We start from the raw sequence: 24,219 nt of genomic DNA, 5'->3' as shown, positions 1-24,219 counted from the left end.
GGACCCCTTGACCCCGACCTCTCGACGCCCCCGCCCCCGCCGGTGACCCGGCCGGGGCGGGGGTTCCACCTCATCGATGAGCCGCTTCTGCGCCGGATTCGCCCGACTGTTGGGTTTGCCGATGGACACCCCGGTCGGATAAGAAGCTTGCGTGCTGAGAGGCGACAAAGTAGGGCTCAGGGCCCGGTACGAGGACGACATCCCGATCCTGCGGACCGAGCTCTACGACGACGTGGTCAACTCCGCGCGGGCCGAAGGCCGGCCGTGGCGGCCGATCACGCCGGGCTCGAAGGATTCGCGGCTCGTGGTGAACGACGACGAGCAAGGGCACGTCCCCTTCTCCGTCGTGGAACTGAACGGCGGCACGCTGGTCGGCACCGCGACACTGTGGGGCATCGACACCCACAACCGGTCCGCCCACATCGGCCTGGGCCTGCTGCCATCGGCCCGCGGCAAGGGCTACGGCACCGACGTCGTCGCGGTCCTGTGCCACTACGGTTTCGTCGTACGCGGCCTGCACCGGCTGCAGATCGAGACGCTGTCCGACAACGCCGCGATGCTGCGCTCCGCCGAACGCAACGGCTTCGCCCGCGAGGGCCTGCTGCGCTCCTCCGCCTGGGTGCTGGGCGAGTTCATGGACCAGGTCATACTCGGCCTCCTCGCCCAGGACTGGAAGCCCTCCCCGGGGCTCGGGTGAGCTTCCAGAGCCACCCGATACGACGAAGCCCAAGCCGTTCGGCCACGCGCTGCGAGGAACGGTTATCAGCGCTGGCACCGTCGCCCTCGGCCTGCGCGGCCGGGTCCGCCCGTTGCTGCGACTGCTGGCCTCCTGGGGCCTGGGGGGAGGCGCCGTGGGAGCCATAGGGGGTCCGCTCGTCAGCGCTTCGGGGCAGTGGGACCTGTCGCTCTTCCGCGGCCCTGTCGGCGGGGTGGCCGGACTGGTGGTGGGCCTGCTCCTGGGCTTCGTACGCTGGGCCTCCCGGCCCGCGCCGACGGCGGCCGCCCTGTCGCCGCCGTCCACCTGGCGCGATGACCGCACACTGACCCTCATGCACCTGGTCGTGTACGTGCTGCTGCCCGGACTGGCGATCTGCGCAGCGTACTGGGCGCTGGGCGGCATGGCGGTAGGGCTCGGCTCCGGTCTGGTGCTGGGGCTCGGCACGCCGACCTGCACGATCACCTCGCCCGCTCCTCCGAGGGAGTGTGACAGCCGAGAGGTTCGACCACAAGCCGGTCGACCTACTCCTTCAGCGGCGACCGCCCGGTCCGCCGCCGACCAGGCGCGCCTCTCCCGCCCGACCCGACGCCGACCCTCAAGATCCGCTGGAAGGGCATCGACGACCGCCTCGTGGATCAGCCGGGCATGCGCACCCTCACCCTAGGCGGCGGCCCGCCTACGCGGACCCTACGAAAGTGCGGTCTTGCAGCGCCGCGAACACCACCATCGCAGCTCCCCCCGCACCTTCACCCCACGGTCGAATCAGGGCATGTCCTACCCAACAACACGGGCCCTGCTGATCTGCGGGGCCGTCGCACCGCTCGCTTCGCTGCTGGTGTTCCATCTCGACATGGTGTTCCGCGCCGGATACGACCCGCTGCGCCACGCGCCGAGCTTGCTGATGACCGGTGACCGCGGCCCGCTGCAGATCGCCAACTTCGTGATCACCGGAACGTTGATGATCGCGTGCGCCGTCGGGATACGGCGTGCGCTGCCTGCCGGGCGCGGTGCTCGATGGGGTCCCCGGCTGGTGGCGGTGTACGGCGCAGCCATGATCGCCACAGGGGTGTTCGTCACCGATCCGCAACTGGGCTATCCACCGGGAACCCCGTCAGACCTCCTGCCCGGCGTGAACGCTCAGGCGAGCTGGCACGGACACCTGCACTGGATGACGGCGTTCGTCGTCTACGCCGCCACGACCTTGGCCTGCTTGACCTTCGCCCGACGCTTCGCCGCCGAGCCCGGCGGGCGGGCCTGGGCGGTCTTCCTCGCCGCCACCGGCGTCCTGGCGCCGTTGATCATGTACGGCGGCAGCGTCATTCTCCAGCCGCTGGCCATCTCCGGCGAGTGGTACGCGGTCCTCGACGGGATCGCGGGCCGCATGGTCATCCCGCTCGGCTGGATCTGGGCCGCGCTGGTGCCACTTCGCCTGCTCAGGACGCATGCCGACTGACCGGTGCCTGAGCGACCAGAGCCGCCGTGGAGTCGCACAAGATCCACACCGGGCCGATCGGCTCCTACGTCGCGGGACACCTCGGGGCGGCGCCGGGCGGCGACTCCTGCACCGCCCTGGCCGGCAGCTCGCCCGGGCCTTCCTACGGCCGAACGGCGACCGATTCGGCGGAGAGCGTGACATCGACGGTGATGTGCGAATTGTCCAGCAGCGGGAGCTGAAGCCCACGCTTGAACTCCCCGGCATCGTCCGGCATCACCTTCGGCTGAACTGTGACCTTGACCTGGCCGGTCTCCTCATCCGAGTGCGCCATCATCGTGACCACCTCAGGACGGGATCGGAGCCAGGAGACGACCGTGTCCTGGGCCCGCCGGAGCTCCGAGGCCGAGAACCCCTTGCCGCCGATCAGGGTGACCTCCAAGGGGAGGGTCCTGGCCAGCTCGATCGCGCGAGCCGGGATGGGACCCTTGAAGCTGACGCGCAGCCCCCGCTGGTCATCGACGTATCTGACGCCGGAGATCTCGTCGGGGAACTCCGCATTGAGCTTGTCGATCACCCGGCTGTTGGACGACTGTGAGCCGAAGCGGTCGATGGCCTCCTCGTAGGCGATGCCCTCCGATTTGGCGATGGCCCCGAGGTCGACCAGCTCGGCGTAGGGAATGCCGTCGATCACCACGTCCGGGTCGGTCACCGCAGGGTCGTACCCCTCGAAGTCCGTCGGCTTGGGCGACGAGGTAGCGGCCACCCGGGCCGCGTACCGCTTGACGACCTCCTCCAGGGACCGGCCCGACGATGCCGCCTCTCGCTTGAGCCGCTCCAGGGTGGGCCGATGCGCTCTGGGCTGATCGGCCCGCGGTAACACGATCGTCTCGGTCCCGGCCACAGCGGGCACCGGGCCGGCCCCAGCACCAGCACCAGCACCAGAATGGCCGCAGGCGCATAACAACGCGAGCAGCGCGATGACGGTCAAACGCGATCTCTTCATAGCAAAGGGAACGCGCCACCGGCCTGGAGGGTTCATCCAGGCACCCCATCCAGGCTGTCCATTCGATCGTCACTGTGGGGTAGTGAACAGGTTGGCCTGGTGGGCTTGGGCGGCGGCCTCTGTTCTGGTGGTGACGTTGAGTTTGGTGAGGATTCTGGCCACGTGGGTGGCGACGGTGGTGGGGGCGATGAAGAGGTCCTCGGCGATTTGGGGGTTGGAGCGGCCGAGAGTGAGCAGGCGTAGGACGTCCAGTTCGCGGTTGGTGAGGTTGAAGGGGTTGCTCGCGGGGGTGGTGGTCGCCTTGTCGAGGCGGCCGCGGGCGGTGAGATCGTCGATGCGGGTCAGGAGTGGGATCGCGCTCAGGTCGGTGGCGATGGTGCGGGCCTCGCGGAGGCGGGAGCGGGCGCCGGGGCGGTTGTTGGTCGCCAGGGCTGTAGCCGCCGCGTCGGTCAGGACGACCGCGGTCTCATGGCGGTTGCCGAGGTCGCGCCAGGCGGTGGCGGCCTGGTCCCAGGCGGGCAGGCTGTCGGGGGTGGCCGTCGTGTGGAAGGTGAGCCGGTGGGCGTCGAGCGTCGGGGTGGCGGTGTGCACGGTGTCGACGATGCGGCAGAGCTGGGCGATCCGGTCGGTGACTTCGCGAGCGACCTGGCGATTGCGCGGGGCTCCGGCCCGCCGTACCCGCTGAACGCGGGCACCGAGGACGGCGAGCCGCAGCAGGTGGTGCGCCGGCCAGGCCGTCGGCGGTGTCAGGTGCTCGCCGAGGATGCGATCCGCCGAGTCCGCGTCACCCTGATCGAGCGCCCAGGCGATCCGTTGCAGAGCCAGCCCGGCGTTGGCCTCGGTCGCTCGGAGCGTGTGCCGGGCGAACTCGGTCAACCGACGCATCAGAGATTCGAAGTGGCTGGTCTCGCCGCGGCAGCGTGCGATGTCGGCCGCCGCCAGTCGCAGGTACGCGGCGTACAGCGGCGGCGGGCCTTCGGCCAAGGCGTCCTGGACGATCACCAGGGCCTCATTCCATCGGCCCAGGAAGATCAGGGAGAAGGCACGTGCCGCGGCGAGCATGCTGCCGCGAGATCGGGTCTGGCCAAGCCGTGCGGCCGCCTCCTGCCCGGCCTGGGCTGATTTCGCGCGTGAAAGACGGACCCAATTTCCCGTCTTTCTTGGCTCCACTTGGTGATCTTCAACGGTGCCAGTTCGTGTGAGAAGTGGCCCCACTTAGCGATCGTGCACGCCTTGATCACGCATGAGTTTTGGCCCCACCTGCGGTCAGGTAGGGGTGTTCACGAGTACGTGTGGCCTGGGATTGAGACAAGGGCCGAAAGATCCCTTCGCGACGACGTGTTGATCGTTTCCCGGAAAGAAATGGTGCTGTGGTCAGCCGGCGACTGGGGTACGGGTGAGTTTCCAGAGCCATCCGATGTTGCGAAGCCCGAGTCGTTCGGCCACACGCCGGGAGGAGCGGTTGTCGGCGCTGGTGCTGTAAAAGAGAAAGCGGCAACGCGGAGACAGCAGGTCCACCCAGGCTGCGGTGGTGGCGGCGGCATAGCCACGACCACGGAACGGCCGGGCGGTCCATGTTCCCGCCTCGGCGCCGGCCGGCGTTCTCCTCGGGGTGTGGCATATGGAGACCACCTGATCGTTGTCGACAATCATCGACCAGGGCGCTCCCGCGCCGCCGCCCATGAGTTCCTCCCATTCCTCCGGTTGCCAGTTGCTGGGCCGCATCTGGCCGACACGTTGGGCGTCATTCAGATTGTCCGATCGAAGGACTGCCGTGGAAAGGTCGAACCGCACGGGTGGAGACGCCAGATAGCTGGGTCCCGCAGACACCGTCGAGGGGCCCCGCATGGACTGATCCAGGAGCGTTTGGCATTCCTTCAGCACATGCGGGGGTCGGTCGGGGCTCGATGGCGTGTTCTGTGTGACGAGGTCGAGCAGGTGGCCGGCCAGGTCGTCCGGCACGGTGTGGGCCACTGCTGCGGTGATGCCCTCACTGGCCACGGCGAGAACCAGTTCTTCAGGGCCGTGAAGACGGCCATGGTCATCGTGGTGCCACAGAACTTTCATCTCGATTTCGAGAAGCTCGAGGTTCCCAAGGCTTTCGGCGTTTTCGGCCACAGGTGTTCTGTCTCCTCATCGTGTCGTTGTTAGCGACGTGTTGCAGCTTGCGAGAGCGGAAAGTGCGAGTGCAAGCAACCTGTCATCGTAGGGCAGCGTTGTCGGTGTCATCACGGTGAGCCGCTGTGCTCGGTTGGGCCGCGGACGGCCGACCTGGCTCTGGCCCACGTCCCTGGCCACAACGGGAGTGTCACTTAACGGCTGATCAGCCGTTAAGTGACACTCCCGTCTGTGTACTCGGGGACTGCCGTCCCCGAACCCCGGCATGGCGTGTGCATCGCCTGCCCAGCGGGTGCGCGAGCTGATGTCCTGCAAGGCAGGCGATGCACACGCACCGAACGAAGAGGTGACCGTCCTCAGCCGGAAATGGAGTGTTGGGCTTCAGCCTGAGCGAGCCGGTAGGAGCGGGTGCCGGTGTCGATGATGGCGGCGTTGAAGGTGAGGCGGTCGACGATCGCGGCGCAGAGCCGCGGCTCGGTGAAGGTCTTGGTCCAGCCGGCGAAGGACTCGTTGGAGGCGATGGCGACGCTGGCGCGTTCTTCTCGTTCGGTGAGGACCTGAAACAGCAGATTGGCGCCGCGTTCGTCGAGTTTCATGTGTCGGGTCGGAGACGGGACGCCGTGCACCGTTTCGGGTGTCGGTTTTCCCGTCCCCGCCCGCCGAACCGGACGTGCCCGTTAGCCGAGCATCCGGCTCTCCACATGATCCGATGAGTCAGGCGAGGTATTCGCTGACCTGGCCGACGAACGCCATATCGTCATGGTGGGTGCGGCGGAAGCGCGCTCCGTCGGGGTCCACCTCGTCGATGTTGTAGGGCGTGCTGATCTGCGCTCCGCGGAAGCGGTAGCGTTCGACCTTCATCTTCGCCGGGTTGTAGAGGACCAAGTTCCCTGCGGTGATGCGGTCGGCCCCGTAGTAGCGCCGCCGCAACTGTTTCCAGGTCAGGTGCGGGTGCTTGCGGCGGATCCAGTGGAGCAGCCGCCACCAGGCATACCAGCCAAGGTAGGCGAAGGTTCGCTTGGATACGCCGTAGCGAGAGTAGGCCGCCCAGCCCCGTAAGACCGGGTTGACCTGCCGCGAATTGCTGGCGCAAGGTGGGCAGGCGCAGTATGCGGCAGGCCTGGTCGATGGCGGCCTCGGCGGCGGGTTCGGTCCTCACCGACGAAGTCACGCCAGACCGACGGCCGAGGCATGAATCCCGTACATCGTGGGATCCCTTCGGGGATCAGGAACACAGCTCCAGGTGGGGTGTGGCGGACAGGATGTCGTCGGGGAACCGGCTGCCATGCCGAACGCCGGCGTGGTGCCCGTGGCGTCCTCCGGGCCGCTGCTGGTCACCGTGGCGTTGTAGGCGACGGTGGTGCCCAGGCTGACCGGGGCGGGCGAGTCGGTGATGGACACGTCCAGGTCCGCGCCCGACGTGTAGGTGATGAGCGCCACTGCGCGCCGGGGCGCGAAGAGAGGTGTAAAGGATCAGCGGCCGGCGTCAGCCGATCCCGGGTGGTCTCCACTGGTCACGTAACCGGTCAGGGGCGCCGGGGATCACCTGAGCGCTTGCGGTAGGCACGCTGCCTGCAAGCCTGTGAGCAGTACGCGCGGCGGCGTCCGCGCGCGGGCTGCGCTACACGCTGACCACATTCCGGGCATCTCGGATGGGCGGCCACCTCTATTTCGTCACCGTGATCGCCCCCGGCGGTTGTTTTGTCACGCGGGGCCGGGCCGGAGGGCCATCGCCGATGGGTAGCGGCAGTACGGAAGGCGGAAACGATGTCGGGATCGTCGATGCGCCCCCGTGGCGTGTGCCTGGCCAGTTCCTTGTCGAACGCGGTGCATGCACTCCATGGCGATGTCATCCCCGTGACACCACAGCAGGTGTTCCAGGTACGCGCGGGCCGTCCCCAACTGCTCGCCTGGCCGAACCACCGGCCCCCCGGACGCGACGCGCTCCGTGGCGGGAACTGGCCGGCTTCTTCCGCGAACGCCGGATGGCCATGTGGGCACTGATCGTGATCCCGGTGTACGCCATGAGCGAGTGGCTGGCGAGCGCGCCGCAGTCCGCCATGCTCCTGGCCGCAGGCTGGCCGCCGCTGGACCGCATCGCCCTCGTCCAGTTCGTGGCGACCACCGTCCAGGTCTTCACCGCGCTCGGCACCGGCGCCGCCATCTCCCGCTACGGCCTGCGGCGGCCCGCACTGGCGATCGGCGTGCTGGGCCTCGCGGCCGTGGCCGGTCTCCTGCCTCTGGCGGCAGGCCAGGCCGGTACGGCACCGACCGGGATCGTCCTGGTCGTCCTGTCCGCGGTGTACGGGGCCAAGCTCACCTGGATCTCCACCGTCTCCATGGACTTCGCCCACCGCTCCTCGGCGTCGGCGGCCACCCGTTTCACGGTGCCCATGTCGATCGAGGGCATTTTCGTGACCATCATCAGCTCGGCCGGCCTCGGGCTCGCTGGGGCGATCGGATTCCCCTGGCTCATCGCCGGCGTCATCGGCACCGCCCTCGCGCCCCGCTGGATTCGCCACCACACTTGAGCCGACATACGGATACTTCGAGGAGCAGGATCAGAGCCGGATGCCCTTGATGATCTCCGCCGACCCTGGCACGAGAGGCGGGCTCGCCATCACGGTGACGACGACTCCCGCGCGCTCGACCCAGCCCGTGTACACACCGGCCCCCAGCGCGCCGTCACCCTTCTGGCGAAGCACCTGGCGATCGCCGATCTTCGTGGTGGTCGCGTCACCGGAGAAGGACCCGATGCTGAACGGCGCGTTTTTGAGCTGCGCCAACGAGGTCGCCTTCGGCCAGCACACCACCCTGACCCACAGCGCCCGGTGCCGGCGGCTCACGTCGTCGCGGTCGTCCGACCACTGGTAGCCGTACTCGACCATGCCGTCGTGCTTGTTGACGATGACCTGCCCGTGCGTGAAGCCCTTCGGGATGTGGTCGACGCGAACCCCCTTGATCGCCGCCGCGCCCCTCGCGGGCCTGTCGACCTTGGCGGCTGACGAGCGCAGCATCTCTGCCTTGGAGGGGGCGGGACAACTCGGACGCTCCGCCGCCTGCCCCGCCGCCTGCGCGGGGACGGCCACGAGAGCTGCGGCAACGGGGAGCACGGCCAGGGCGGCAAGTTTCTGAACCTTGTTCATGTCAGGTTGGATGCATCCGGATCGAGAAAGGTTCGGCACTTTTTCGAGTTCCGCCCGCCGGAGCGCAGGCCCCAGACGGCCCACTCCAGTGCGTCTCAGGGATGGGGGCGCTCGAAAACAGTGAGGCACAAATGGGCATTTTGGGCGGAACTTCGTCCGTGATCAGCGCATCAAACCAAGCGTGTTGATAGAAGGAGACCCTCAGCGGCTCGGTCGCTACTGGCTGGCCGGGCGGCTCGGCGCGGGCGGCCAGGGCGTGGTGTACGAGGCCTACGCCGAGGACGGCCGCCGGGTGGCGATCAAGGTGCTGCACGGCGATCAGGTGGCCCAGCTCGGCCGGGAGGCGGCGGCCGCCCAGCGGGTGGCCTCGTTCTGCACCGCGCCGATCATTGAGGCCAAGCTGGAGGGCCCGCGCCCCTACATCGTCAGCGAGTACGTGGAAGGCCCTAGCCTGCGCACGGCGGGCAGGACCTTCGCGGGCGACGACCTGCACCGCCTGGCCACCGCCATCGCGACGGCGCTGACCGCCATCCACGACGCCGGGGTGATCCACCGCGACCTCAAGCCCGACAACGTGCTGCTGGGCCCGGACGGTCCCCGCGTGATCGACTTCGGCATCGCCAGGACCGCCGAGATGTCGCTCACCGCGACCGGCGTGGTGAGCGGCACGCCCACCTACATGGCCCCCGAGGTGTTCATCGGCCAGCGGGCGGGCGCCTCGGCGGACGTGTTCGCCTGGGGAGCCGTCGTCGTCTTCGCCGCCACCGGCCGTGATCCGTTCCACGCCGAGAGCCTGGGAAGCGTCATGCACCAGGTGTTGTCCGCCGCTCCCGACCTGTCCGCGCTGCCCGGGACGCTGCGCCGGTTGGTTTCCTCGGCACTGGCCAAGGACCCGGCCCAGCGGCCGACCGCCCGCGAGCTGCTGCTGGCGCTGGTCAGCGGCGACGGCGACCTCGACACCTCCCGCCTGCTCGCCCAGGGCGGCCACCGGGCCGCCGGGATCGGCGCGCAGGGGCACGATCCCGCGCTCGGCACGCTGGCCGAGCAGGCGTACACGATGCTCGATCCGGCCGAGCGCGAGCTGATCCCCGAGGTGTTCCTGCGCCTGGTGACCGTGGACGAGGCGGGCGAGCTGTCGCCCCGGCACGCCGAGCTGGCCGAGCTCGTCGAGGGGCGGGCGCCGCACGAGGTGGCCGCCGTGCGGAGGATCCTTGCCGTGTTCGGCTACCTCCTGGCCAGGCAGGACAGCGGCGTACGGCTGGCCAGGCCGGCGCTGCCCCAGGCCTGGCCGCGTTACCGCCGGTGGATCGAGACCAACCGCGACGGCCTGGCCGTACACCGGCAGATCCTCGCCGCGGCGCGACGCTGGGAGGCGGCGGGACGCCGGGACGGCGACCTGTTCCAGGGCAGCAGCCTGGAGAACGCGTTGCAGTGGGCGGCCACCGCCCGCCGCGACATCACCCTGTCGCCCATCGAACGCGATTTCCTGTCCGCGGCGGCCGTCCTGGCCAGGCGAAGGGTCAGGCGCACCCGGCTGGCCTCGCTGAGCCTGGGCGGGCTGCTGGTGATCGCGCTGGTGGCCGGCGGGCTGGCCGTACAGCAGGGCGCGGTGGCCGATGACCGGGCCGAGCAGATCGCCGGGCAACTGACCAGGTCGGAGGCGGCCAGGCTGGCGGCGGTGGCGACCACGATCCGCGGGAGCGACCCGCACCAGGCGATGCTGGCGAGTCTGGCGGCCTGGCGGCTGGACGGCACACCGGCCACCAGGGCGGCCCTGGTCGCCTCGCTGGCGCAGCGCGAGACGGCGATGTTCCGCGACCCGTCGACCGCGGGCGACACGGTACGGACGCTCGGCGCCGACGGCCGGACGCTGATCAGTGCCGATTCCACTGCGACGCGCGCGTGGGACGTGCGGAACGGCCGGCTCCTGCGGACACTCGGCGCGCGGCGGGCCGAGTCGATGGACAGCGTGACGCTGAGCCCGTCGGGCAAGGTGCTGGTGGCCGTGACGACCAGGCGCGCCGCCGCGGTGGACCTCGTCAGCGGCGGGCTGATCAGCGACCACGCCTTCCCCACTGCCAAGGATTTCACGACCGAGTGGGTCGACGTGGCGTTCGAGCGGGACGATTCCGTCCTGCTCCACGAGGCTGACCGGCGTACCCGCTGGGACCTGCGAACCGGCGCCGCCAAGGCGCTCGGGCCCGGCCCTGCGGGCACATTCAGCCGGGACGGGGGCTGGCGGGCCGCACGGCGCGGTCGCCAGCTGGAGCTGACCAACCTGAGGACCGGGGCGAAGAGCTTCATCGGCGAGAAGGACGGCGCCGGCACCCAGGGCACCTGGAACGGTGGCGCGGCCGTGTTCGGCGCCGGCCTCGTCGCGACGGTGACATCGCGGTCCATCCAGTTCTGGCGCAGGTCGGACACGCAACTGCTCACCACGGTCCAGGTACGGGGGGACGGTGAGGCGGCGCAGGGGGCCTTCGACGGAAGCACGTTCCGCTACCTGCTGGGGGACCAGGTCTTCTCGGTGGACGTGGCCGACCTGGCCACTGAGGACGACGATCGCCATGTGGGCACGGCCGCGCTGAGCGGCGACGGGCGGCTCGTGGTCCGCGACGGCGAGCTGTCGGCCGTCGGCGGGAGGAACGTCGGCGGGAGGAACGTCGCCGCGTTGCCAGAGGCGGAGTACGCGGTATTCAGCCCGGACTCCCGTTTCGTCGCCACCTTCGGGCCCGGGGTGCGGATCGTGGACACCGCCTCGGCCGCCGTCCAGGGCACGCTGCGCACGTCCGCCGTCCAGGCGGCCTTCTCTCCCGACGGCGCCAGGCTGGCCGTGGTCACCGAGAAGGGCGGGGTCGAGCTGTGGGACCGGCAGACCAGGCGGCGCGTGTGGTCGGCCGATGCGGGCGCGGCGAAATACGCGGCCTTCTCCTCCGACGGGCGGACGCTGGTGGTGGCGGGCGACCGCCTGCACCTGCTGGAGACGGCCGGCGGCAAGGCGTTGGGGCCGGCGTTCGGCGGCGGCGGCAGGAACGCCGAGGGGGTGCGCGCGTATTTCACCCGCTCCGGCAAGGCGGTCGTGGTGCTCGACGCGCGGCGACGGATGACGGTCTGGGACCTGGCCACGCGCCGCCGGCTCGCCACCGCGCGCGGGTTCGGCGACCCCGCGGCCTACTCGCCGCGCGAGGACCTGCTCGCCACCCTTCAGGTGGGGGGCAGGGTGCGGCTCGCCGACGTGATGTCGGGCACGGACCTGGGCGCGCTGCTCGACCAGGGCGGCGGGCAGGACCCGGAGATCGGGCAGCCGCTCGACGTGGCGTTCACCGGCGACGGATCGGCGGTGCTGACCGTGGACGGCAACGGCGTCGTCAGGCGGCACGCCGTGGGCGGGAAGGCGTTGGCGGCGGCGGTGTGCGCGAAGGCGGGCGGGCTGAGCGCGGCCCAGTGGCGGGCGATAGTACCCACGCTGCCGTATAGAAAGGCGTGCCCCTAGCCGACGATCGCGACGAAGCCGGGCGGGCTTCCGGCCGGAGCGTGGGTCGACCGCCTGAACCACCGCCGCGTCCTGCTCGTGAACGACGTCGGGCGGGCGATCTGGGTGCCGTCGGCACCGCCGTTCCCACAAGCGTCAGGCACGCGAGGGCCGTCAGCCGGCGTACGGGTGCCGCGAAGAGTGTCATGGCAGTCATCGCTACAGCAGCGCCTGTTTCCGCACGGTTTCCGCACGGTTTCCGCCGCCACGCCGATCGAGGGCGGAAACCGTGCGGAAACCCCGCCTGGTCTAGGCATGAACCCGAACGTCGCGGCCGGCGCCACCGCTGGACCGCGGTACCCCGACGGAAGGAACACTCTCGTGAATCGTGCGACAGCGGCCGGCCTCGCCGGACTGGCCTGCGCCATGCTCACGCTGAGCACTCTGCCCGCCGCGGCGGAACCTGCTGCGAACCGGGCTCGGCTGGGCGACGTACAGCAGGCGCTGGAGGCCCTGGCCAAGTCCCCTGAGGTGGTGGGCGCCATCGGCGAGGTATACGTCGACGGCAAGCGCGTCGGCAAGGGCTCGGCCGGCACCCGCCTGCTGAACGGCAAGGGCGGCAAGATCCCGACCGGGTCACGCTTCCGGGTCGGCTCCCAGACCAAGCAGATGACCGGCGTCGTGGTGCTGCAACTGGTCAAGGAGGGCAAGCTCAAGCTCGACGACAAGCTCAGCGATCTGCTCCCGGAGGTGGCCGGGAAGGACCTGGTGGAACGGGCCGGCGAGATCACTCTGCAGCAGCTCGTCCAGCACACCTCCGGCATCCCCAACTTCTTCGACGAGAAGCTGGTCGGCACCTTCGACTTCACCACCTACTACCCGCCGATCGAACTGGTGAAGAAGTCCCGCACCCTGCCTCGGACCCAGGAGCCGGGAGAGAAGTTCTCCTACTCCAACACCAACTACATGCTGCTGGGCCTGATCATCGAGAAGTACACCAAGCACACCCTGGCCGCCGAGTTCGAGCGGCGCGTCTTCGATCCCGTCGGCATGGACGACTCCTACCTGCCCACCAAGTTCCCCGGCGGCATCAAGGGCCCGCACGGCCACGGCTACTTCCCCGACAGCACGGGCAAGCCGCGCGATGTGGACCGGCTCAACATGAGCTACGGCTACGCCGCCGGCGGCGTCATCTCCACCGCGCACGACATCAGCGCCTTCCAGCGGGCCTTCGCCCAGAACCGGATGCTGCCCGAAGATCTGAAGAAGGTGCTCATGGGACCGCCGAGAAGCGCGCCACAGCCCTCCGGGCAGCCGCCCGAGGGCGGGGACGGCCAGCGGCAGCCCGCGCTGCCGTGCGGGGGCGAGCCGCTGATCATGCCGCTCAAGGGCAGCGCCCCCGGCTTCAACGCGGTCACCTTCACCTCGCCCGACGGCCGGATGCAGTTCGCCCTGTCGGCCACCCTGGCCGTCTCCAACCTCGACGAATCGGTGCATCCGCTCCTGGTCAAGGCCGCCGAAGCGGTCTTCTGCCCGCAGAAGTGACAACAGAGAGGAAACGGCGACTCCGCCACGCTCTAGTAGTGCTTTGTCAGGTGAGCCTGTTGTGGCCAGTGCGGTGACCACCAACGGGGCGATGATGATCATGGCGTCGGCGTCCGGGACGCCGGTGCCGACCATCGCCCGGCTGGTCGCCGCGGATGCCGCGAACGCGCCCGCAGCCGCATCCGCGGCCAACAGCGCTGGGGCCGCCCCCGCGCCAAGGCGGCATGATCAGACTCTGCGAACGTTCGTGGTCACCGCACCGCCTGTTGGAGGGCCGCGCCTGCTTTCGCACACGGAAGCGGAGCGTCGTGATGGCGCCCGACTGGGTGTTGCTGAAAGGTTCCAGGTCGATCCTGCCGAGTCTTGGGGGCGAGAAGCGGACGCCGTCGCCCAGTAGCACCGGTATGACATACACCAGGATCTCGTCGACGAGCCCGCGCCGCAGGCACTGGGCGGCAACGCCGGCACCGAGGATCTCCAGGTTCTTGCCGCCCGCGGCGCCGCGTGCCGTGGCAACGGCTTCCTCAAGTCCACAGGTGAGGAATGTGACGGTAGGGTCCGGCTGGTCGGGAGGCTTGTGCGTGAGGACGAACTGTGCTCCCCCGTCGTAGGCGGTGTCCTGGGCGGCCATACGCTTGGCGACCTCGTACGTGCCCCGGCCGATGAGCATCGCGCCCGTGGCCGCCATGACCTCCGGGACCTCGGCCGCGGTCAGGTACTCGGCGATCCAGTCCATCGCGTGGCCAGGGCCGGCGATGAAGCCGTCCAGCGACATCGCCCGGTTCACGACCACTTTGCCGGTGCCGAAACCCACATCACTCATGCGTTTTCTCCACGGATCTTGGAGGCCCGAGGCCGGGTCATAGTTCGGCCGCTGGGGAACTGCAAGCGTGTCTGCGGTGGCGCAACGCGAACAACCGGCAGCCGGGTGTGCCGGCCGCGCAGCGTCGGCAACGGGCCCGGGTACGGCGTGAAACGACACCGCCGGTGGGGTCGTCCTCAGTCCCGGGCTGGGTGACCAAGCCGGAGACGAGCAGGGCGAGACGAAGGCAGGCCACGAGAATCATGCCGGCATTCAACGGGTTGACGCTCTCCGAGCCGTTCACCTGCCCGAACTGCCACCAGCACTACGGGCAGGTCATCCAGTTCACGTACGGATACGTCCGCCAGATCGACTACGAGATCGGTGACACCATCGTCTGGGAGTTCGGCCCGCCTGACGACGAAGGTGTTCCGGAGGCCGGACGGGTGTACGTGGAGGCCATCCTCGAGGGGGCCTGCTCCCACTGCGGCCGCTTGCTGCCATGGCCCCGCTCGGCCTTCGAGATCGAGTTGAGAAAGGATGCGATCGTCGCCGCTCGCCCAGGAATCCACCACATGACGCACACGAGAGAGGACCGCTGGGTCGTGGCAGAGCCGTGATGTGAGCACATCGCGATGACTGCCTTTCTGGACGGCGGGGGTCGTCAAGGAGGGCGATCACGAGGAGCCGGTACGCCGCGAGCGGGCCGCTACGCCGATTTTCTCCACGTTGGTGCGGTAGGCTCCCGGTGTAGCTAGCCAAATTTGGCTAGCGAAGATCGGGAGGGTTCGATGAAGCCGGTACGGCTGCTGGTCCTGGGCGCGCTGCGCAGGCGCGGGCGCGCCCACGGCTACCAGGTCCGCTCGGATCTGGAGTCCTGGGGCGCGCACGAGTGGTCAACCGCCACCTCGGGCTCGGTCTATCACGCCCTCAAGAGCATGGCCGGTCAGGGCCTGCTGGTGACGCACGAGACGGTCGCCTCCGAGGCCGGGGGACCGCCGCGGATCGAGTACGAGCTGACCCCGCGGGGCGAGCGGGAGTACCTCGCCCTGCTGGGCCAGGCGCTGGCCGACCGCGAGCCGAGCCTGGACGTGCTGGGCGCCGCGATCGGCCTCATCGAGGACCTTCCCCGGGAACGGGCCCTGGAGTTGCTGCGCCGGCGGGCCCGCGCCATGCGCGAGTGGCGCGCGAGCATCACCGCGTACCTGCCCGAGGGCACGGATCTGGCGACCTGGGGTCCGGTCGGCGAGGTGCTGTCCCTGTGGCTGAGCACCGCCGACGCCGGCGCCCAGTGGACCGACCGGATGATCCGCCGCCTGGAAGAGGGCGCGTTCACCATGGCCGACGAATAGGAGTTCCCCCGATGGCCAACGAGATCGCCATACCGCTGCTCCCCTGCCGCTCCATCGACGAGATGGCCGACTTCTACACAATGCTCGGCTTCCGCCGGGCTTACTACCAGGTCCGGCCGAACCCGTACGTGTTGCTCAAACGCGAGGATCTCCAACTGGGCTTCTTCGGCATGCCGGAGGCGTTCAAGCCTGAGGACTCCTACGGGACCTGCGTGATCGTCGTGCCGGACACCGGAGAGCTGTTCGAGGCGTTCGCCGCGGGCATACGCGCGGCGCACGGCAAGCTCCTGGTCTCCGGCATCCCCCGGATGACCCGGCCGCGCAGGCGGAAGTGAGGGCGCGCGCCCGGGCCGGCCCTTCGGCGCGCAGGATGGACACGGCCGTGGCCACGATTCCCTGGCGGGTCAGGGCCGGTTTGGCGGGCCGCTCGCGGCGGCTGATCGGGGTTTTGGAGCGTGGCGGCATGGATCAGAGCGTAACGAACGGGTTCGTCATCAGCTTTTCGATCAGCCCTCTCCCGGGCTTTGTCCGGCCCCGGTCGGGTGGCCGAGCGCCGCTGTCAATGCGTGGGCGCGGTCGGCGGGGGCGTGCGTGGTGCGCCAGGCGATGTATCCGTCAGGGCGGACCAGCGTGGCGCCGGTGGCGGTGATGCCGTAGGCGGCCGGGAAGGCGTCCGGTTTCATCGGCTTCGCGTCGGTGCCGATGCCCACGAAGGTGATCGGGACGCCCAGGCGTCGCCCGGTGTCGCCGGCGGCGGCGGCCCAGAGGTCGTCCTCCGACAGCAGCACCCAGTCGCGCTGGAACAGGTCCAGGATGGACCGCTCTGCGCCGTCGGCGAGGACGGGCAGGTGCGGTGCCCGGGTGCCGGGCTGCCCGGCCCACTCGTCGGGACGCCGTGCCGGCGGCAGATCCGGCCCGGCGCCGAGGACCGCGGCCGAGCGGTAGAGCTGCCCGAGTTCGAGGGCGATGTCGTCGAGGACCGGTACGTCCGGCTTCGGCGTCTTCAGATGGGCCTTGTAGTCGGCGCGGGCGAAGAGCTGCTCGTGCCGCAGTGTCGCGATCGGGCGGCGTTCGGCGTCATAGGTGTCCAGCAGTGCGGGCGCCGCCTGCCCGGACAGGACCGCGGCGAGTTTCCAGGCCAGGTTGTGCGCGTCGTCGATGCCGGTGTCGGCGCCGAACCCGCCGCGGTTGGGCGGCAACTGGTGGGCGGCGTCGCCGGTCAGGAACACCCGGCCGGAGGAGAAGCGGTCGGCGATCAGGGCCGCCAGTTCCCAGCGGCCGGTGGTGATCGGTTCGATGGGGATGTCGGTGCGTCCGATCGCCTTGCGTACCAGGCCCCGCTGCTCGTCCTCCTCGCGGCCGACGTCGTCGCTGAGCATGAGGACCCAGCGGCCGTCGGAGTAGGTGGTGAGGAACGCCCGGAAGTCCGGCTGCTCGATCTCGAACTGGACGACGCCGTGCTCCAGATGCTCATCGAAAGGGGCGCGGAACAGGATGCTGCGCTGTGTCGAGAGCAGCCCCTCGCCGGTACGGCCGATGCCCAAAGCCGTGCGAATCCCGCTGGCCGCGCCGTCGGCCGCCACCATGTATCGCGCGCGCACACCGTATTCCTGGCCGTTGTCGCGGTGCCGCAGCACTGCGCTCACCCGCCTCACGCAGGCCGCCGACCACACTGAGGTCCGGTACACCTACCGGCTGCGGCCCGGGAGATCGCCATCTTGACAACAATCGATTCGGGCATGGGCGCTTGCCCTTCCCCGGCACCCGCAGCGACGATTCCGGCGCCGTTCCCGTGAACCCCCGCGAACCGTGGTCCGTCGTGATCGCATGACCGGTTACCGGCTGACCGCCCCGCCGGTCGGTGGCATCGCCGTCAGATCCCGGGCCAGGGCATCCAGCGCGGCCCCGTGAGAGGCCTTCACCAGCACCACATCACCCTCCCGTACGACCTGCGACAGTAGCCGCAACGCGGCCTGCTGCCCATCGACCAGGTGGGCCGTCGTACCTCCGTCTGCGGCACCGGCGACGATCGCGGCGGCCTCCCAGGCTCCGACGCCCACCACGATGTCCACCCCCAGCCGGGCGGCCAGCTCTCCCACGGCTCGATGCTGTCCGGCCGACTCGGCACCGAGTTCCCGCATGTCGCCGAGCACCCCGATGGTACGGCGGCCCGCGGCCATGGACACAAGAGCCTGGAGCGCCGCGGCCATGGAGTCGGGGTTGGCGTTGTAGGCGTCATCGACGATGGTCACCCCATCGGGGCGTTCATGCACCTGCATCCGGCTTCCGCTGGTGGCCGCCGCGGTGCTCAACGCTTCCGCGATCTGCCCGGTGGGCATGCCCAGCCGGAATGCGGCTGCGGCGGCGGCCAGCGCATTGGAGACGTGATGTTCACCCACCAGCGGAAGCTCCACCGTCGCCCTGCCTTCAGGGGTGTGCAGCTCGAACCGCGGCCGACCGCCCGTTATTCGGACATCGATCGCGCGGACCTGTGCGGACGAGCCGCGGCCGTACCACACCACCGGGGCGGCGCTGCGCGCCTCCATCGCCGCGACCAGCGGATCATCAGCGTTCAGTACGGCGGCACCGTCGGTGTCGAGGGCTTCGACAAGTTCGCCTTTGGCCTGGGCGGTGGCCTGCCGGCTGCCGAACTCCCCGGCATGCGCGGTGCCGACGTTCAACACGACGGCGACGTCCAAGGGCACCATCCCGGTCAGGTGCCTCAGATGCCCGATGCCGCGAGCGCCCATCTCCAGCACCAGATAGCGGGTGGCCGTTGTCGCGCTCAACACCGTCAGCGGTACGCCGATCTCGTTGTTCTGCGAGCCCTGCGTGGCCACGGTGGGTCCCAAGCGGTCCAGGATCTGCCCGAGAAGATCCTTGGTGGAGGTCTTTCCGCAGGAGCCGGTGATCCCGATCCGGGTGACCGCCGGTATGGCACGCGCCGTCCAGTGGGTCAGTGCGTTCAAAGCCGCCTGCACGTCGTCGACGACGATCGCGGGAGCGGGCACGGGCCGGGAGGCGAGTACCGCCGCCGCGCCCGATCCAACCGCCGCCACGGCATGGTCGTGGCCATCGGCACGCTCTCCGCGGAAGGCGGCGAACAGGCTGCCGGGAACCACACGGCGGGAATCCACGATCACGGGCCCGGCCACCAGCATGGAAGGATCAGGGATCTCATGGAGCTTCCCCGCGACGATCTCCGCGACTCTGCCCAGACTCATCGGCAGCATGACACAGCCCCCTCCCCCCGGTGGTCCATAGCCGAATCTAGCCCGCAAGATCGGTCAGGTCACGGTTTTCGCTGTTCAAAGCCCTACGGGCGCGTCGCGGCAGCATCGACGATCAGCCGTCGGCCACGCCGTCATCGTGGATACGCGTGAAACCGGCGACGTACTCAGCAAAACGGCTCCCGTTGGTGCGAGTAACAGCCCGTCCCTGCTCGGCCTGCACCATGGTGCGGGTTTCTTCTATGTGGCGGCGGGCCTCGTCCTGGCAGCGCCGCCGCCACCGCTGCTCATCGGCCAGGTGTGCCAGCGGCGGGAGCCCGCCCTGGGCGGCGTGCGCCCGCACGGCCCGCACCAACTTCAGCAGGGGATCGATCCACTGAGGGAACTGCTCGCCACGCAGCCAGTCGCCGATCGTCGGCCACACCGTGGCGGCCTTGGCCAGCGCGCGGTTGGAGGGCTGACGGTCCAGCCGATCGTTGCAGAGGGCGACCAGTCCAGCGATCAGGGCGACGAAGTTCTTCGCCGACATCCCGGTCACAGCTTGCGCCATCCTGTCCCGCCCTCGCCTGCCCACCCCACCGCGCAGGGGTGCGGCCTGTACGGCCTGCGACACTGGATCGAGCAGGGCTACAAACAGATCAAAAACGAATCGCCCGCGTCCGCACGGCCGGCGCGTCCGCTACGCCATCGACCTGCGGCGCAGGCTGCGGCCAGGACGCGACCGGCGTGAGCCTCGCCGACCTACCGGCCTTCCTGGCGCCGGCTGAAGTGCCGATGGGCCCCGGATGATGACCACCGGCCGTCGCCGGAGTACGGGCCGGGTGCCACGTATGGCCGCCCTTCCCGGGCGCCGCAACGCGGCGGCATGGGCCCGGAACTCCCGAACCTCCGGCGAGGGGCGAAGTAACTCGGCCCCGGGTGTGTACGGGCGCGGCGTTTCCTGAGGCCCGTGCTGTGCGGCGGGTCCCGGTGACCCCAGCTCCGCCGGGGCCGGAACACAGGCGATCAGTCGCGTTGACGACGCAGTTCTTCGTTGATGCGCAGCGCCTCGGCGAGCTGGTCTTCCAAGATGATGATGCGGCAGGCCGCCTCCAGCGGGTTGCCGGCGTCGACGAGTTCGCGGGCGCGGGCGGCCAGGCGGAGCTGGTAGCGGGAGAAGCGGCGGTGGCCGCCCTCCGAGCGCAGCGGCTCGATCAGCTTGGCGGCGCCGAGACTGCGCAGGAACGCCGGGCTGACGCCGAGGATCTCGGCGGCTCTGCCCATGCTGTAGGCCGGGTAGTCCTCATCGTCGAGCCGCTGCTCGGAGCTGGCGGAGACGGCGGCCGGCTTGCCGGTCCCTGTGCCGGTCCCTGTGCCGGTCCCTGTGTCAGCCCTTGGGCCGGTCCTGCCGCCGGCCGGCGTGTCGGATGTGCGGCGGTGTCCTTCTCCCCTGGGATGCGACACCTGGTGGGTTTGATCCATTCAACCTTCCCGAACGCGAACAGGGCCCCGGCGCCTGGATGCGCCGGGGCCCGAATGAGGTTCAACACCATCGACCGGCCATCGGGCCGGTTCACTTCTTCCGCAGATGCCCGCCCGCTGGGGCGGGGTGCGGGGATCGCGTAAGCGTGACCGTAGACCACCGTCCTGTTCGTGGAGCTGCGGTACCCGTGCGGCGATGACATCCAGCCGAGAACGGGCGATCCAGATGGCGTTCAACACTCCCTTCCGGTTTCTTCCCTGCGTCGACGACCTGCGTCGACGTCGTGCAAATGGCAGCGCGTCCACCGCCCCGGCCCTTCTCCAACCGCACTGGCCGCGGCAGTCCGACCTTCTGCCTTCCTCACCTCTGTACTGCTGTGTTCTGCACTGCTGTCCACGTCCGTCCGGGCAGTTCATCGTGGTGCTCGTGCTGCGCTGCCCTCGTGGATCCGTCCCTTGCTCTGCCAGAAACGTTATCCCCATCCCACGCGAATGTCTACCGCAACCACTACAGATTTTCTTTCGCGATCAAGGAAAGAGTCGCCCGTGCACCACTTGATCGGCGCAGCGGCGGGCAGAGCCTGGGGTGAGGTGATGGCGATGGGCGACCACGGCCAGGACCACGGCCAGGACCACGGCCAGGACCACGACCGGGGGCGGAGGGATGGTCTGGCGATCACGGTGTGGCATTCGGCGGTGTGCCCGGTGATCGGCCTGCGGGGCGAACTGCGGACCACGACGGCCGCCGAGTTCGCCCGCGAGGTGGATCACGCGCTGACGCCCCGGCCCGCCGCGGTGGTGGTGGATCTGTCCCGGCCGGCGTTCTGCGACTTCGAGGGCATGGGCGCGCTGATCGGCGCATGCGCACCAACCGGGCGACCGTGCAGCGGGTCACGGCCACGCCCTGCCGGTTGAGCGCCTTCCGCATCTTGCGCACGCCATACACCTCGAAGTTGGTGCGACAGCCGCAGGCTCTCGGCCTTCCGCTGCTCATCGCGCCGCTGCCGGGCCGACGGCGGTCGGCTCCTGGCGGCATGGCAGGTCGACGGCGTTGCCTGTAGGACCTGGCAGATCAGCTCGATGCCGAACCGGTCGGATGGGCGTCGATCAAGGCGACCATCTGGGCGGTCATGGGTCGGGTTCCCGGACGGGAAAAGCAGCAGCGGACTTGAGGATCTCGTTGGCGCGGCGCAGCTCTCGGACCTCCCGCTCCAGCTCGGCGATTCGCTGCGCATGAGCTGTTGAGGTGCGCGGCCGCTGACCGCCGTCGACCTCGGCCCGGCGGACCCGGCTGCGCAGCCCTTGCGATGGATGCCGAGCTGCTGGGCCACCCGGGCGATCGCGCCGGGCGCGTTGCTGTTCTGCTCACAACGCCATCCGTACCGCGCGCTCACGCAGTTCCTGCGGGTACTTCCTCGGGGCTGGCATCGTGTGTGATTCTCTCTTCCGGCGGCATGATCATGCCGGCTTCGGCGCCTCCGCGAAATCCGGGCCGGTTCAGATGTGCGCAGTAGGCGGTTTCAGGCGGGGGCGCACCGCTGGAACCGCGCAAGCCCCTACTAGATTGCACGTCATGGAGTTGACGAAGCGTTTGGAGTGGCGGGGAAGGCAGATCGCATGGGGGCGCGCAGGTGCGGGTCCAGCCGTGGTGTTCTGTCATGGCACGCCGTTCTCATCGTTGCTGTGGCGGCCGTTCGCCCAGGCCTTGAGCCGCGACTTCACCGTTCATCTTTGGGACATGCCCGGATACGGACGCTCCTCCAAGCAGGAAGGGCATCCCGTCGATTTCGGCGTGCAGGCCGATGCGTTCGCGGCGCTGCTTGCGCACTGGGGCCTGGAGCGGCCGCACGTGATCGCCCACGACTTCGGCGGTGCCGTGTCCCTGCGCACGCATCTGAACCTGGGCGTCGATTACGCCTCGCTCATGCTCGTCGATGTCGTCGCCATCCCGCCCAGCGGCTCACCCTTCTTCAGGTTCGTACAGGACCATCCCAATGTCCTGGGGAAACTGCCGGGCTATATCCATACCGCCATCGTGCGCGCCTATATTCAGGGCGCGAGTCACCGCGGGCTGCGCGATGAAGATCTTGACGCCTTGGTGCAGCCGTGGACCGGGCAGGACGGCCAGTCGGCCTTCTACCGGCAGATCGCCGACTATGACGAGCGCTTCCTCCAAGAGAACGAGCAACAGCTGGGCCGCCTGGACATCCCGGTGCGGATTGTGTGGGGGGCGCGCGACGCTTGGATCTCCCCCGATGTCGCCCGGCGCCTGCAGAGCCTGATCCCCGCCGCTGAGCTCTCGTTGATCGACGACGCCGGCCACCTGGTCCACCATGACGCGCCCGTCCCGCTCATGGACGAGATCCGTACCTGGCTCCCCTCGGGTTGAGGTGCCCGAATGCGTCATGGACCGTGGCGGCGGATCTTCTCGTGGCCCGCGGCCATGACAAGGCGGCCGTCGGCGACCGCGTTACCGGTCGGGCATGAGGGCAGGGCGCAGGTTTATGACCCCAACACGTACGGCTGCACCGGGGCGGGCGGTCGGTGTGACGGCGGCCATCCTCGTCGCGCCGACGCTGGGCCTGGCCTTCGCCCACGCCATGGAATGGCCTGTCAAGATGCGCTACGACGCGGAGGCCTACACCGCGGTCAACCGGTCCCTCTACCGCTACTACGCGGTCGTGGGCGGCCCGCTCGAGGTCGCCGCCGTACTCGCGACCGGGACGCCCGGCTCACGGGTGGCGAGCGCCGTACCCGCTCCTGCTCCTGCGGTCACCACGAGCGAGGCGATGAGGGCCCGCCGGGACAGGGCGGGTCTTCCGCGACCCTCGGGCGAGGTGTCCGGTCGGTCTGGCGTTGGGCTGAGCATGTGACGAGTCCTTCGCGAGTGGCTGGTCAGGTGCTCGGCTGGTAGCCGTCGTAGTCGCCCCAGCTCGGCGGCCGGGTCATCAGTTGCTCCCACCGGGGCCAGTCCTGGCCGCTGTACTGGCGCATCAGCTCGCCGGGCAGGGTGAACGGCGGTGCCTTGTGCGGCTTGGCGAGCGCCTGGCCGACGATCGCGTCGTACAGCGCGGCCGCCGCGTGCAGGCGGGGGAACGCCGCGTGGATGCGTTCGGCGTGGCCGGCGGGAAGGATGTAGGCCCGTGCGGGCCGAGATCGAAGCCCGCGCCCGCCGAGACGAGCGCGATCTCCGGCCGCTTGCGCAGGGCGATGTCGGGATGCAGGTGCAGGGCGACGGCGTCCCAGACGATCTCGACGCGCTGGTCCGGAACTCCCCGGTCGGCGAGGAAGCGGGCGGCGAGGTCGGCGCCGTCGATGTCGAAGGTGTGCTCGTTGTCGCCCTCGTCGCTGAGTCCCGTGTCGTGCAGCACACAGCCCAGGAACAGCAGCTCGTCGTCGTAGTCGAGGTCGGGGCGCAGCCCCTGCTCCTCGCCGATGAAGCGGCCGTACAGGTAGCTGCGCACGCTGTGGTCGAAGATGGCCGGATGCTCGATGTCGCGGGCGTGCCGCATCGCGCTCAGGGCGAGGTCGGTGCGGGGGAACGACAGGGAGTCGTGGTCCATTGGGTCATCCGTTCTGTGTGGTGCGGAAATGCCGGAGGGCGAGCAGGCCGCCCGCGCCAGGAACGAGGGCACGCCGGCGCACGCCGGTGGCCTGCGCCATCGAAGCGGCGACGATTCGGTCACATAGGCCATGCCGTGCACGGGCACCGCCACGTTCGCGACGATCTTGAGGTGGAACGTGAGCAGGTTGGCGAGCAGGATCGTCAGTGAGACGGCCTTGACGGTGGCGGCCGTCCGAAGGGGCGCACGCACGCTCCCGCCCGCACGGCTGATCGGGCATGATTCACGGATTTCCTCCTTCAAGCTTCAGGCAGCCTGAAGCTTAGCTGCGGCTCCAGCCGCCCTGAAGTCGGGATGGGGGAGCGGGGCTGGGC

Annotated in this window: 24 protein-coding genes and 1 pseudogene; 12 read left to right on the top strand and 13 right to left on the bottom strand. The window is 69.6% G+C overall.

Going from position 1 to position 24,219, the window contains the following annotated elements; translation table 11 throughout:
- Window positions 1-151 precede the first annotated feature (151 nt).
- The 3 genes from C1I98_RS12310 to C1I98_RS12305 all read left to right on the top strand — a co-directional run bounded on the left by C1I98_RS12310 (window position 152) and on the right by C1I98_RS12305 (window position 2,171).
- The gene (locus tag C1I98_RS12310; protein WP_111167301.1) at window positions 152-697 is read left to right on the top strand and encodes a GNAT family N-acetyltransferase; all 546 of its coding nucleotides are present in this window, start codon (window positions 152-154) and stop codon (window positions 695-697) included.
- A 154-nt stretch (window positions 698-851) separates the two neighbouring features.
- The gene (locus C1I98_RS40430) at window positions 852-1,382 is read left to right on the top strand and encodes a hypothetical protein (RefSeq protein ID WP_146607390.1); all 531 of its coding nucleotides are present in this window, start codon (window positions 852-854) and stop codon (window positions 1,380-1,382) included.
- Window positions 1,383-1,487: 105 nt separating this feature from the next.
- A complete protein-coding gene (locus C1I98_RS12305) occupies window positions 1,488-2,171 on the top strand; it encodes a DUF998 domain-containing protein (RefSeq protein ID WP_111167300.1) in 684 nt (227 codons plus the stop codon).
- 142 nt (window positions 2,172-2,313) lie between these two features.
- Here C1I98_RS12305 and C1I98_RS12300 read toward each other — a convergent pair whose 3' ends face one another.
- The 6 genes and pseudogenes from C1I98_RS12300 to C1I98_RS12275 all read right to left on the bottom strand — a co-directional run bounded on the left by C1I98_RS12300 (window position 2,314) and on the right by C1I98_RS12275 (window position 6,714).
- Window positions 2,314-3,054, bottom strand: coding sequence for a hypothetical protein (locus C1I98_RS12300; protein ID WP_111167299.1), 741 nt, complete (start codon window positions 3,052-3,054; stop codon window positions 2,314-2,316).
- Between the two features lie 171 nt (window positions 3,055-3,225).
- Window positions 3,226-4,218, bottom strand: coding sequence for a helix-turn-helix transcriptional regulator (locus C1I98_RS12295; protein ID WP_111167298.1), 993 nt, complete (start codon window positions 4,216-4,218; stop codon window positions 3,226-3,228).
- A gap of 312 nt (window positions 4,219-4,530) precedes the next feature.
- Complete coding sequence (locus tag C1I98_RS12290; RefSeq protein ID WP_111167297.1) at window positions 4,531-5,274, bottom strand: GNAT family N-acetyltransferase; 744 nt, start codon at window positions 5,272-5,274, stop codon at window positions 4,531-4,533.
- A gap of 356 nt (window positions 5,275-5,630) precedes the next feature.
- Window positions 5,631-5,870 carry an ATP-binding protein gene (locus C1I98_RS12285; RefSeq protein ID WP_306461857.1) on the bottom strand — a complete coding sequence of 80 codons (240 nt, stop codon included), beginning with the start codon at window positions 5,868-5,870 and terminating at the stop codon, window positions 5,631-5,633.
- Between the two features lie 118 nt (window positions 5,871-5,988).
- Window positions 5,989-6,342: pseudogene (locus C1I98_RS45010) on the bottom strand (group II intron maturase-specific domain-containing protein); the annotation flags it as partial.
- Window positions 6,343-6,441: 99 nt separating this feature from the next.
- Entirely contained in the window at window positions 6,442-6,714 is a 273-nt protein-coding gene (locus C1I98_RS12275) for a hypothetical protein (protein ID WP_111167296.1), read from the bottom strand.
- 551 nt (window positions 6,715-7,265) lie between these two features.
- Here C1I98_RS12275 and C1I98_RS12270 point away from each other — a divergent pair.
- Entirely contained in the window at window positions 7,266-7,805 is a 540-nt protein-coding gene (locus C1I98_RS12270) for an MFS transporter (protein ID WP_199536890.1), read from the top strand.
- 30 nt (window positions 7,806-7,835) lie between these two features.
- On the opposite strand, the gene C1I98_RS12265 is transcribed toward C1I98_RS12270, so the two are convergent.
- On the bottom strand, window positions 7,836-8,420 hold the full coding sequence (locus C1I98_RS12265) for a hypothetical protein (RefSeq protein ID WP_111167295.1): 585 nt from the start codon (window positions 8,418-8,420) through the stop codon (window positions 7,836-7,838).
- A 181-nt stretch (window positions 8,421-8,601) separates the two neighbouring features.
- Between C1I98_RS12265 and C1I98_RS12260 the strand changes: the two genes are divergently transcribed.
- Both C1I98_RS12260 and C1I98_RS12255 read left to right on the top strand, forming a co-directional pair.
- Window positions 8,602-11,913, top strand: coding sequence for a WD40 repeat domain-containing serine/threonine protein kinase (locus tag C1I98_RS12260; protein ID WP_111167294.1), 3,312 nt, complete (start codon window positions 8,602-8,604; stop codon window positions 11,911-11,913).
- A gap of 360 nt (window positions 11,914-12,273) precedes the next feature.
- Window positions 12,274-13,437 carry a serine hydrolase domain-containing protein gene (locus tag C1I98_RS12255; RefSeq protein WP_158558001.1) on the top strand — a complete coding sequence of 388 codons (1,164 nt, stop codon included), beginning with the start codon at window positions 12,274-12,276 and terminating at the stop codon, window positions 13,435-13,437.
- Window positions 13,438-13,483: 46 nt separating this feature from the next.
- On the opposite strand, the gene C1I98_RS12250 is transcribed toward C1I98_RS12255, so the two are convergent.
- Window positions 13,484-14,260, bottom strand: a complete 777-nt coding sequence (locus C1I98_RS12250) for a dihydrofolate reductase family protein (protein WP_233507816.1) — start codon at window positions 14,258-14,260, stop codon at window positions 13,484-13,486.
- Between the two features lie 242 nt (window positions 14,261-14,502).
- Here C1I98_RS12250 and C1I98_RS12245 point away from each other — a divergent pair, with 242 nt between their 5' ends.
- From C1I98_RS12245 to C1I98_RS12235, 3 genes are all read left to right on the top strand, one after another.
- Window positions 14,503-14,859 (top strand): hypothetical protein, encoded by a 357-nt coding sequence (locus tag C1I98_RS12245; RefSeq protein ID WP_146607389.1) that lies wholly within the window; start codon window positions 14,503-14,505, stop codon window positions 14,857-14,859.
- Between the two features lie 171 nt (window positions 14,860-15,030).
- Window positions 15,031-15,591 carry a PadR family transcriptional regulator gene (locus C1I98_RS12240; protein WP_111167291.1) on the top strand — a complete coding sequence of 187 codons (561 nt, stop codon included), beginning with the start codon at window positions 15,031-15,033 and terminating at the stop codon, window positions 15,589-15,591.
- 11 nt (window positions 15,592-15,602) lie between these two features.
- Window positions 15,603-15,926 (top strand): DUF8817 family protein, encoded by a 324-nt coding sequence (locus tag C1I98_RS12235; RefSeq protein WP_199536889.1) that lies wholly within the window; start codon window positions 15,603-15,605, stop codon window positions 15,924-15,926.
- A 171-nt stretch (window positions 15,927-16,097) separates the two neighbouring features.
- Here C1I98_RS12235 and C1I98_RS12225 read toward each other — a convergent pair whose 3' ends face one another.
- From C1I98_RS12225 to C1I98_RS12210, 4 genes are all read right to left on the bottom strand, one after another.
- Window positions 16,098-17,237 (bottom strand): FAD-dependent monooxygenase, encoded by a 1,140-nt coding sequence (locus C1I98_RS12225; RefSeq protein ID WP_233507812.1) that lies wholly within the window; start codon window positions 17,235-17,237, stop codon window positions 16,098-16,100.
- A gap of 189 nt (window positions 17,238-17,426) precedes the next feature.
- On the bottom strand, window positions 17,427-18,815 hold the full coding sequence (locus C1I98_RS12220) for a UDP-N-acetylmuramoyl-tripeptide--D-alanyl-D-alanine ligase (RefSeq protein ID WP_233507800.1): 1,389 nt from the start codon (window positions 18,813-18,815) through the stop codon (window positions 17,427-17,429).
- Between the two features lie 121 nt (window positions 18,816-18,936).
- The gene (locus C1I98_RS12215; protein ID WP_146607388.1) at window positions 18,937-19,371 is read right to left on the bottom strand and encodes a BAR domain-containing protein; all 435 of its coding nucleotides are present in this window, start codon (window positions 19,369-19,371) and stop codon (window positions 18,937-18,939) included.
- A gap of 455 nt (window positions 19,372-19,826) precedes the next feature.
- Window positions 19,827-20,084 carry a MerR family transcriptional regulator gene (locus C1I98_RS12210; RefSeq protein ID WP_111167303.1) on the bottom strand — a complete coding sequence of 86 codons (258 nt, stop codon included), beginning with the start codon at window positions 20,082-20,084 and terminating at the stop codon, window positions 19,827-19,829.
- Between the two features lie 690 nt (window positions 20,085-20,774).
- Between C1I98_RS12210 and C1I98_RS46510 the strand changes: the two genes are divergently transcribed.
- The 3 genes from C1I98_RS46510 (at window position 20,775) to C1I98_RS12195 (ending at window position 23,155) form a co-directional block, all read left to right on the top strand.
- Window positions 20,775-21,197, top strand: a complete 423-nt coding sequence (locus C1I98_RS46510) for an STAS domain-containing protein (protein ID WP_497844647.1) — start codon at window positions 20,775-20,777, stop codon at window positions 21,195-21,197.
- Window positions 21,198-21,855: 658 nt separating this feature from the next.
- Window positions 21,856-22,671 (top strand): alpha/beta fold hydrolase, encoded by an 816-nt coding sequence (locus tag C1I98_RS12200; RefSeq protein WP_111167302.1) that lies wholly within the window; start codon window positions 21,856-21,858, stop codon window positions 22,669-22,671.
- A 157-nt stretch (window positions 22,672-22,828) separates the two neighbouring features.
- Window positions 22,829-23,155, top strand: coding sequence for a hypothetical protein (locus C1I98_RS12195; RefSeq protein WP_111167286.1), 327 nt, complete (start codon window positions 22,829-22,831; stop codon window positions 23,153-23,155).
- A 120-nt stretch (window positions 23,156-23,275) separates the two neighbouring features.
- Here the strand turns inward: C1I98_RS12195 and C1I98_RS12190 are convergent, their stop codons facing one another.
- The gene (locus tag C1I98_RS12190; RefSeq protein ID WP_233507798.1) at window positions 23,276-24,097 is read right to left on the bottom strand and encodes an HD domain-containing protein; all 822 of its coding nucleotides are present in this window, start codon (window positions 24,095-24,097) and stop codon (window positions 23,276-23,278) included.
- Window positions 24,098-24,219 lie beyond the last annotated feature (122 nt).

The sequence above is a fragment of the Spongiactinospora gelatinilytica genome (genome assembly GCF_003236385.1).
In the GTDB taxonomy this organism is placed as follows: Bacteria; Actinomycetota; Actinomycetes; order Streptosporangiales; family Streptosporangiaceae; genus Spongiactinospora; species Spongiactinospora gelatinilytica.
Note: the sequence above shows the minus strand (reverse complement) of the source record. Positions and strands in the feature narration are given on the sequence as shown.

What these genes read in the sequence shown, in the direction of transcription:
- C1I98_RS12305 (WP_111167300.1), top strand. Translation starts at nt 1,488, where the DNA reads ATGTCCTACCCAACAACACGGGCCCTGCTGATCTGCGGGGCCGTCGCA.
- C1I98_RS12295 (WP_111167298.1), bottom strand. Translation starts at nt 4,218, where the DNA reads ATGCTCGCCGCGGCACGTGCCTTCTCCCTGATCTTCCTGGGCCGATGG.
- C1I98_RS12285 (WP_306461857.1), bottom strand. Translation starts at nt 5,870, where the DNA reads ATGAAACTCGACGAACGCGGCGCCAATCTGCTGTTTCAGGTCCTCACC.
- C1I98_RS12270 (WP_199536890.1), top strand. Translation starts at nt 7,266, where the DNA reads ATGTGGGCACTGATCGTGATCCCGGTGTACGCCATGAGCGAGTGGCTG.
- C1I98_RS12265 (WP_111167295.1), bottom strand. Translation starts at nt 8,420, where the DNA reads ATGAACAAGGTTCAGAAACTTGCCGCCCTGGCCGTGCTCCCCGTTGCC.
- C1I98_RS12250 (WP_233507816.1), bottom strand. Translation starts at nt 14,260, where the DNA reads ATGAGTGATGTGGGTTTCGGCACCGGCAAAGTGGTCGTGAACCGGGCG.
- C1I98_RS12245 (WP_146607389.1), top strand. Translation starts at nt 14,503, where the DNA reads ATGCCGGCATTCAACGGGTTGACGCTCTCCGAGCCGTTCACCTGCCCG.
- C1I98_RS12240 (WP_111167291.1), top strand. Translation starts at nt 15,031, where the DNA reads ATGAAGCCGGTACGGCTGCTGGTCCTGGGCGCGCTGCGCAGGCGCGGG.
- C1I98_RS12235 (WP_199536889.1), top strand. Translation starts at nt 15,603, where the DNA reads ATGGCCAACGAGATCGCCATACCGCTGCTCCCCTGCCGCTCCATCGAC.
- C1I98_RS12220 (WP_233507800.1), bottom strand. Translation starts at nt 18,815, where the DNA reads ATGAGTCTGGGCAGAGTCGCGGAGATCGTCGCGGGGAAGCTCCATGAG.
- C1I98_RS12215 (WP_146607388.1), bottom strand. Translation starts at nt 19,371, where the DNA reads ATGGCGCAAGCTGTGACCGGGATGTCGGCGAAGAACTTCGTCGCCCTG.
- C1I98_RS12210 (WP_111167303.1), bottom strand. Translation starts at nt 20,084, where the DNA reads ATGGGCAGAGCCGCCGAGATCCTCGGCGTCAGCCCGGCGTTCCTGCGC.
- C1I98_RS46510 (WP_497844647.1), top strand. Translation starts at nt 20,775, where the DNA reads ATGTCTACCGCAACCACTACAGATTTTCTTTCGCGATCAAGGAAAGAG.
- C1I98_RS12200 (WP_111167302.1), top strand. Translation starts at nt 21,856, where the DNA reads ATGGAGTTGACGAAGCGTTTGGAGTGGCGGGGAAGGCAGATCGCATGG.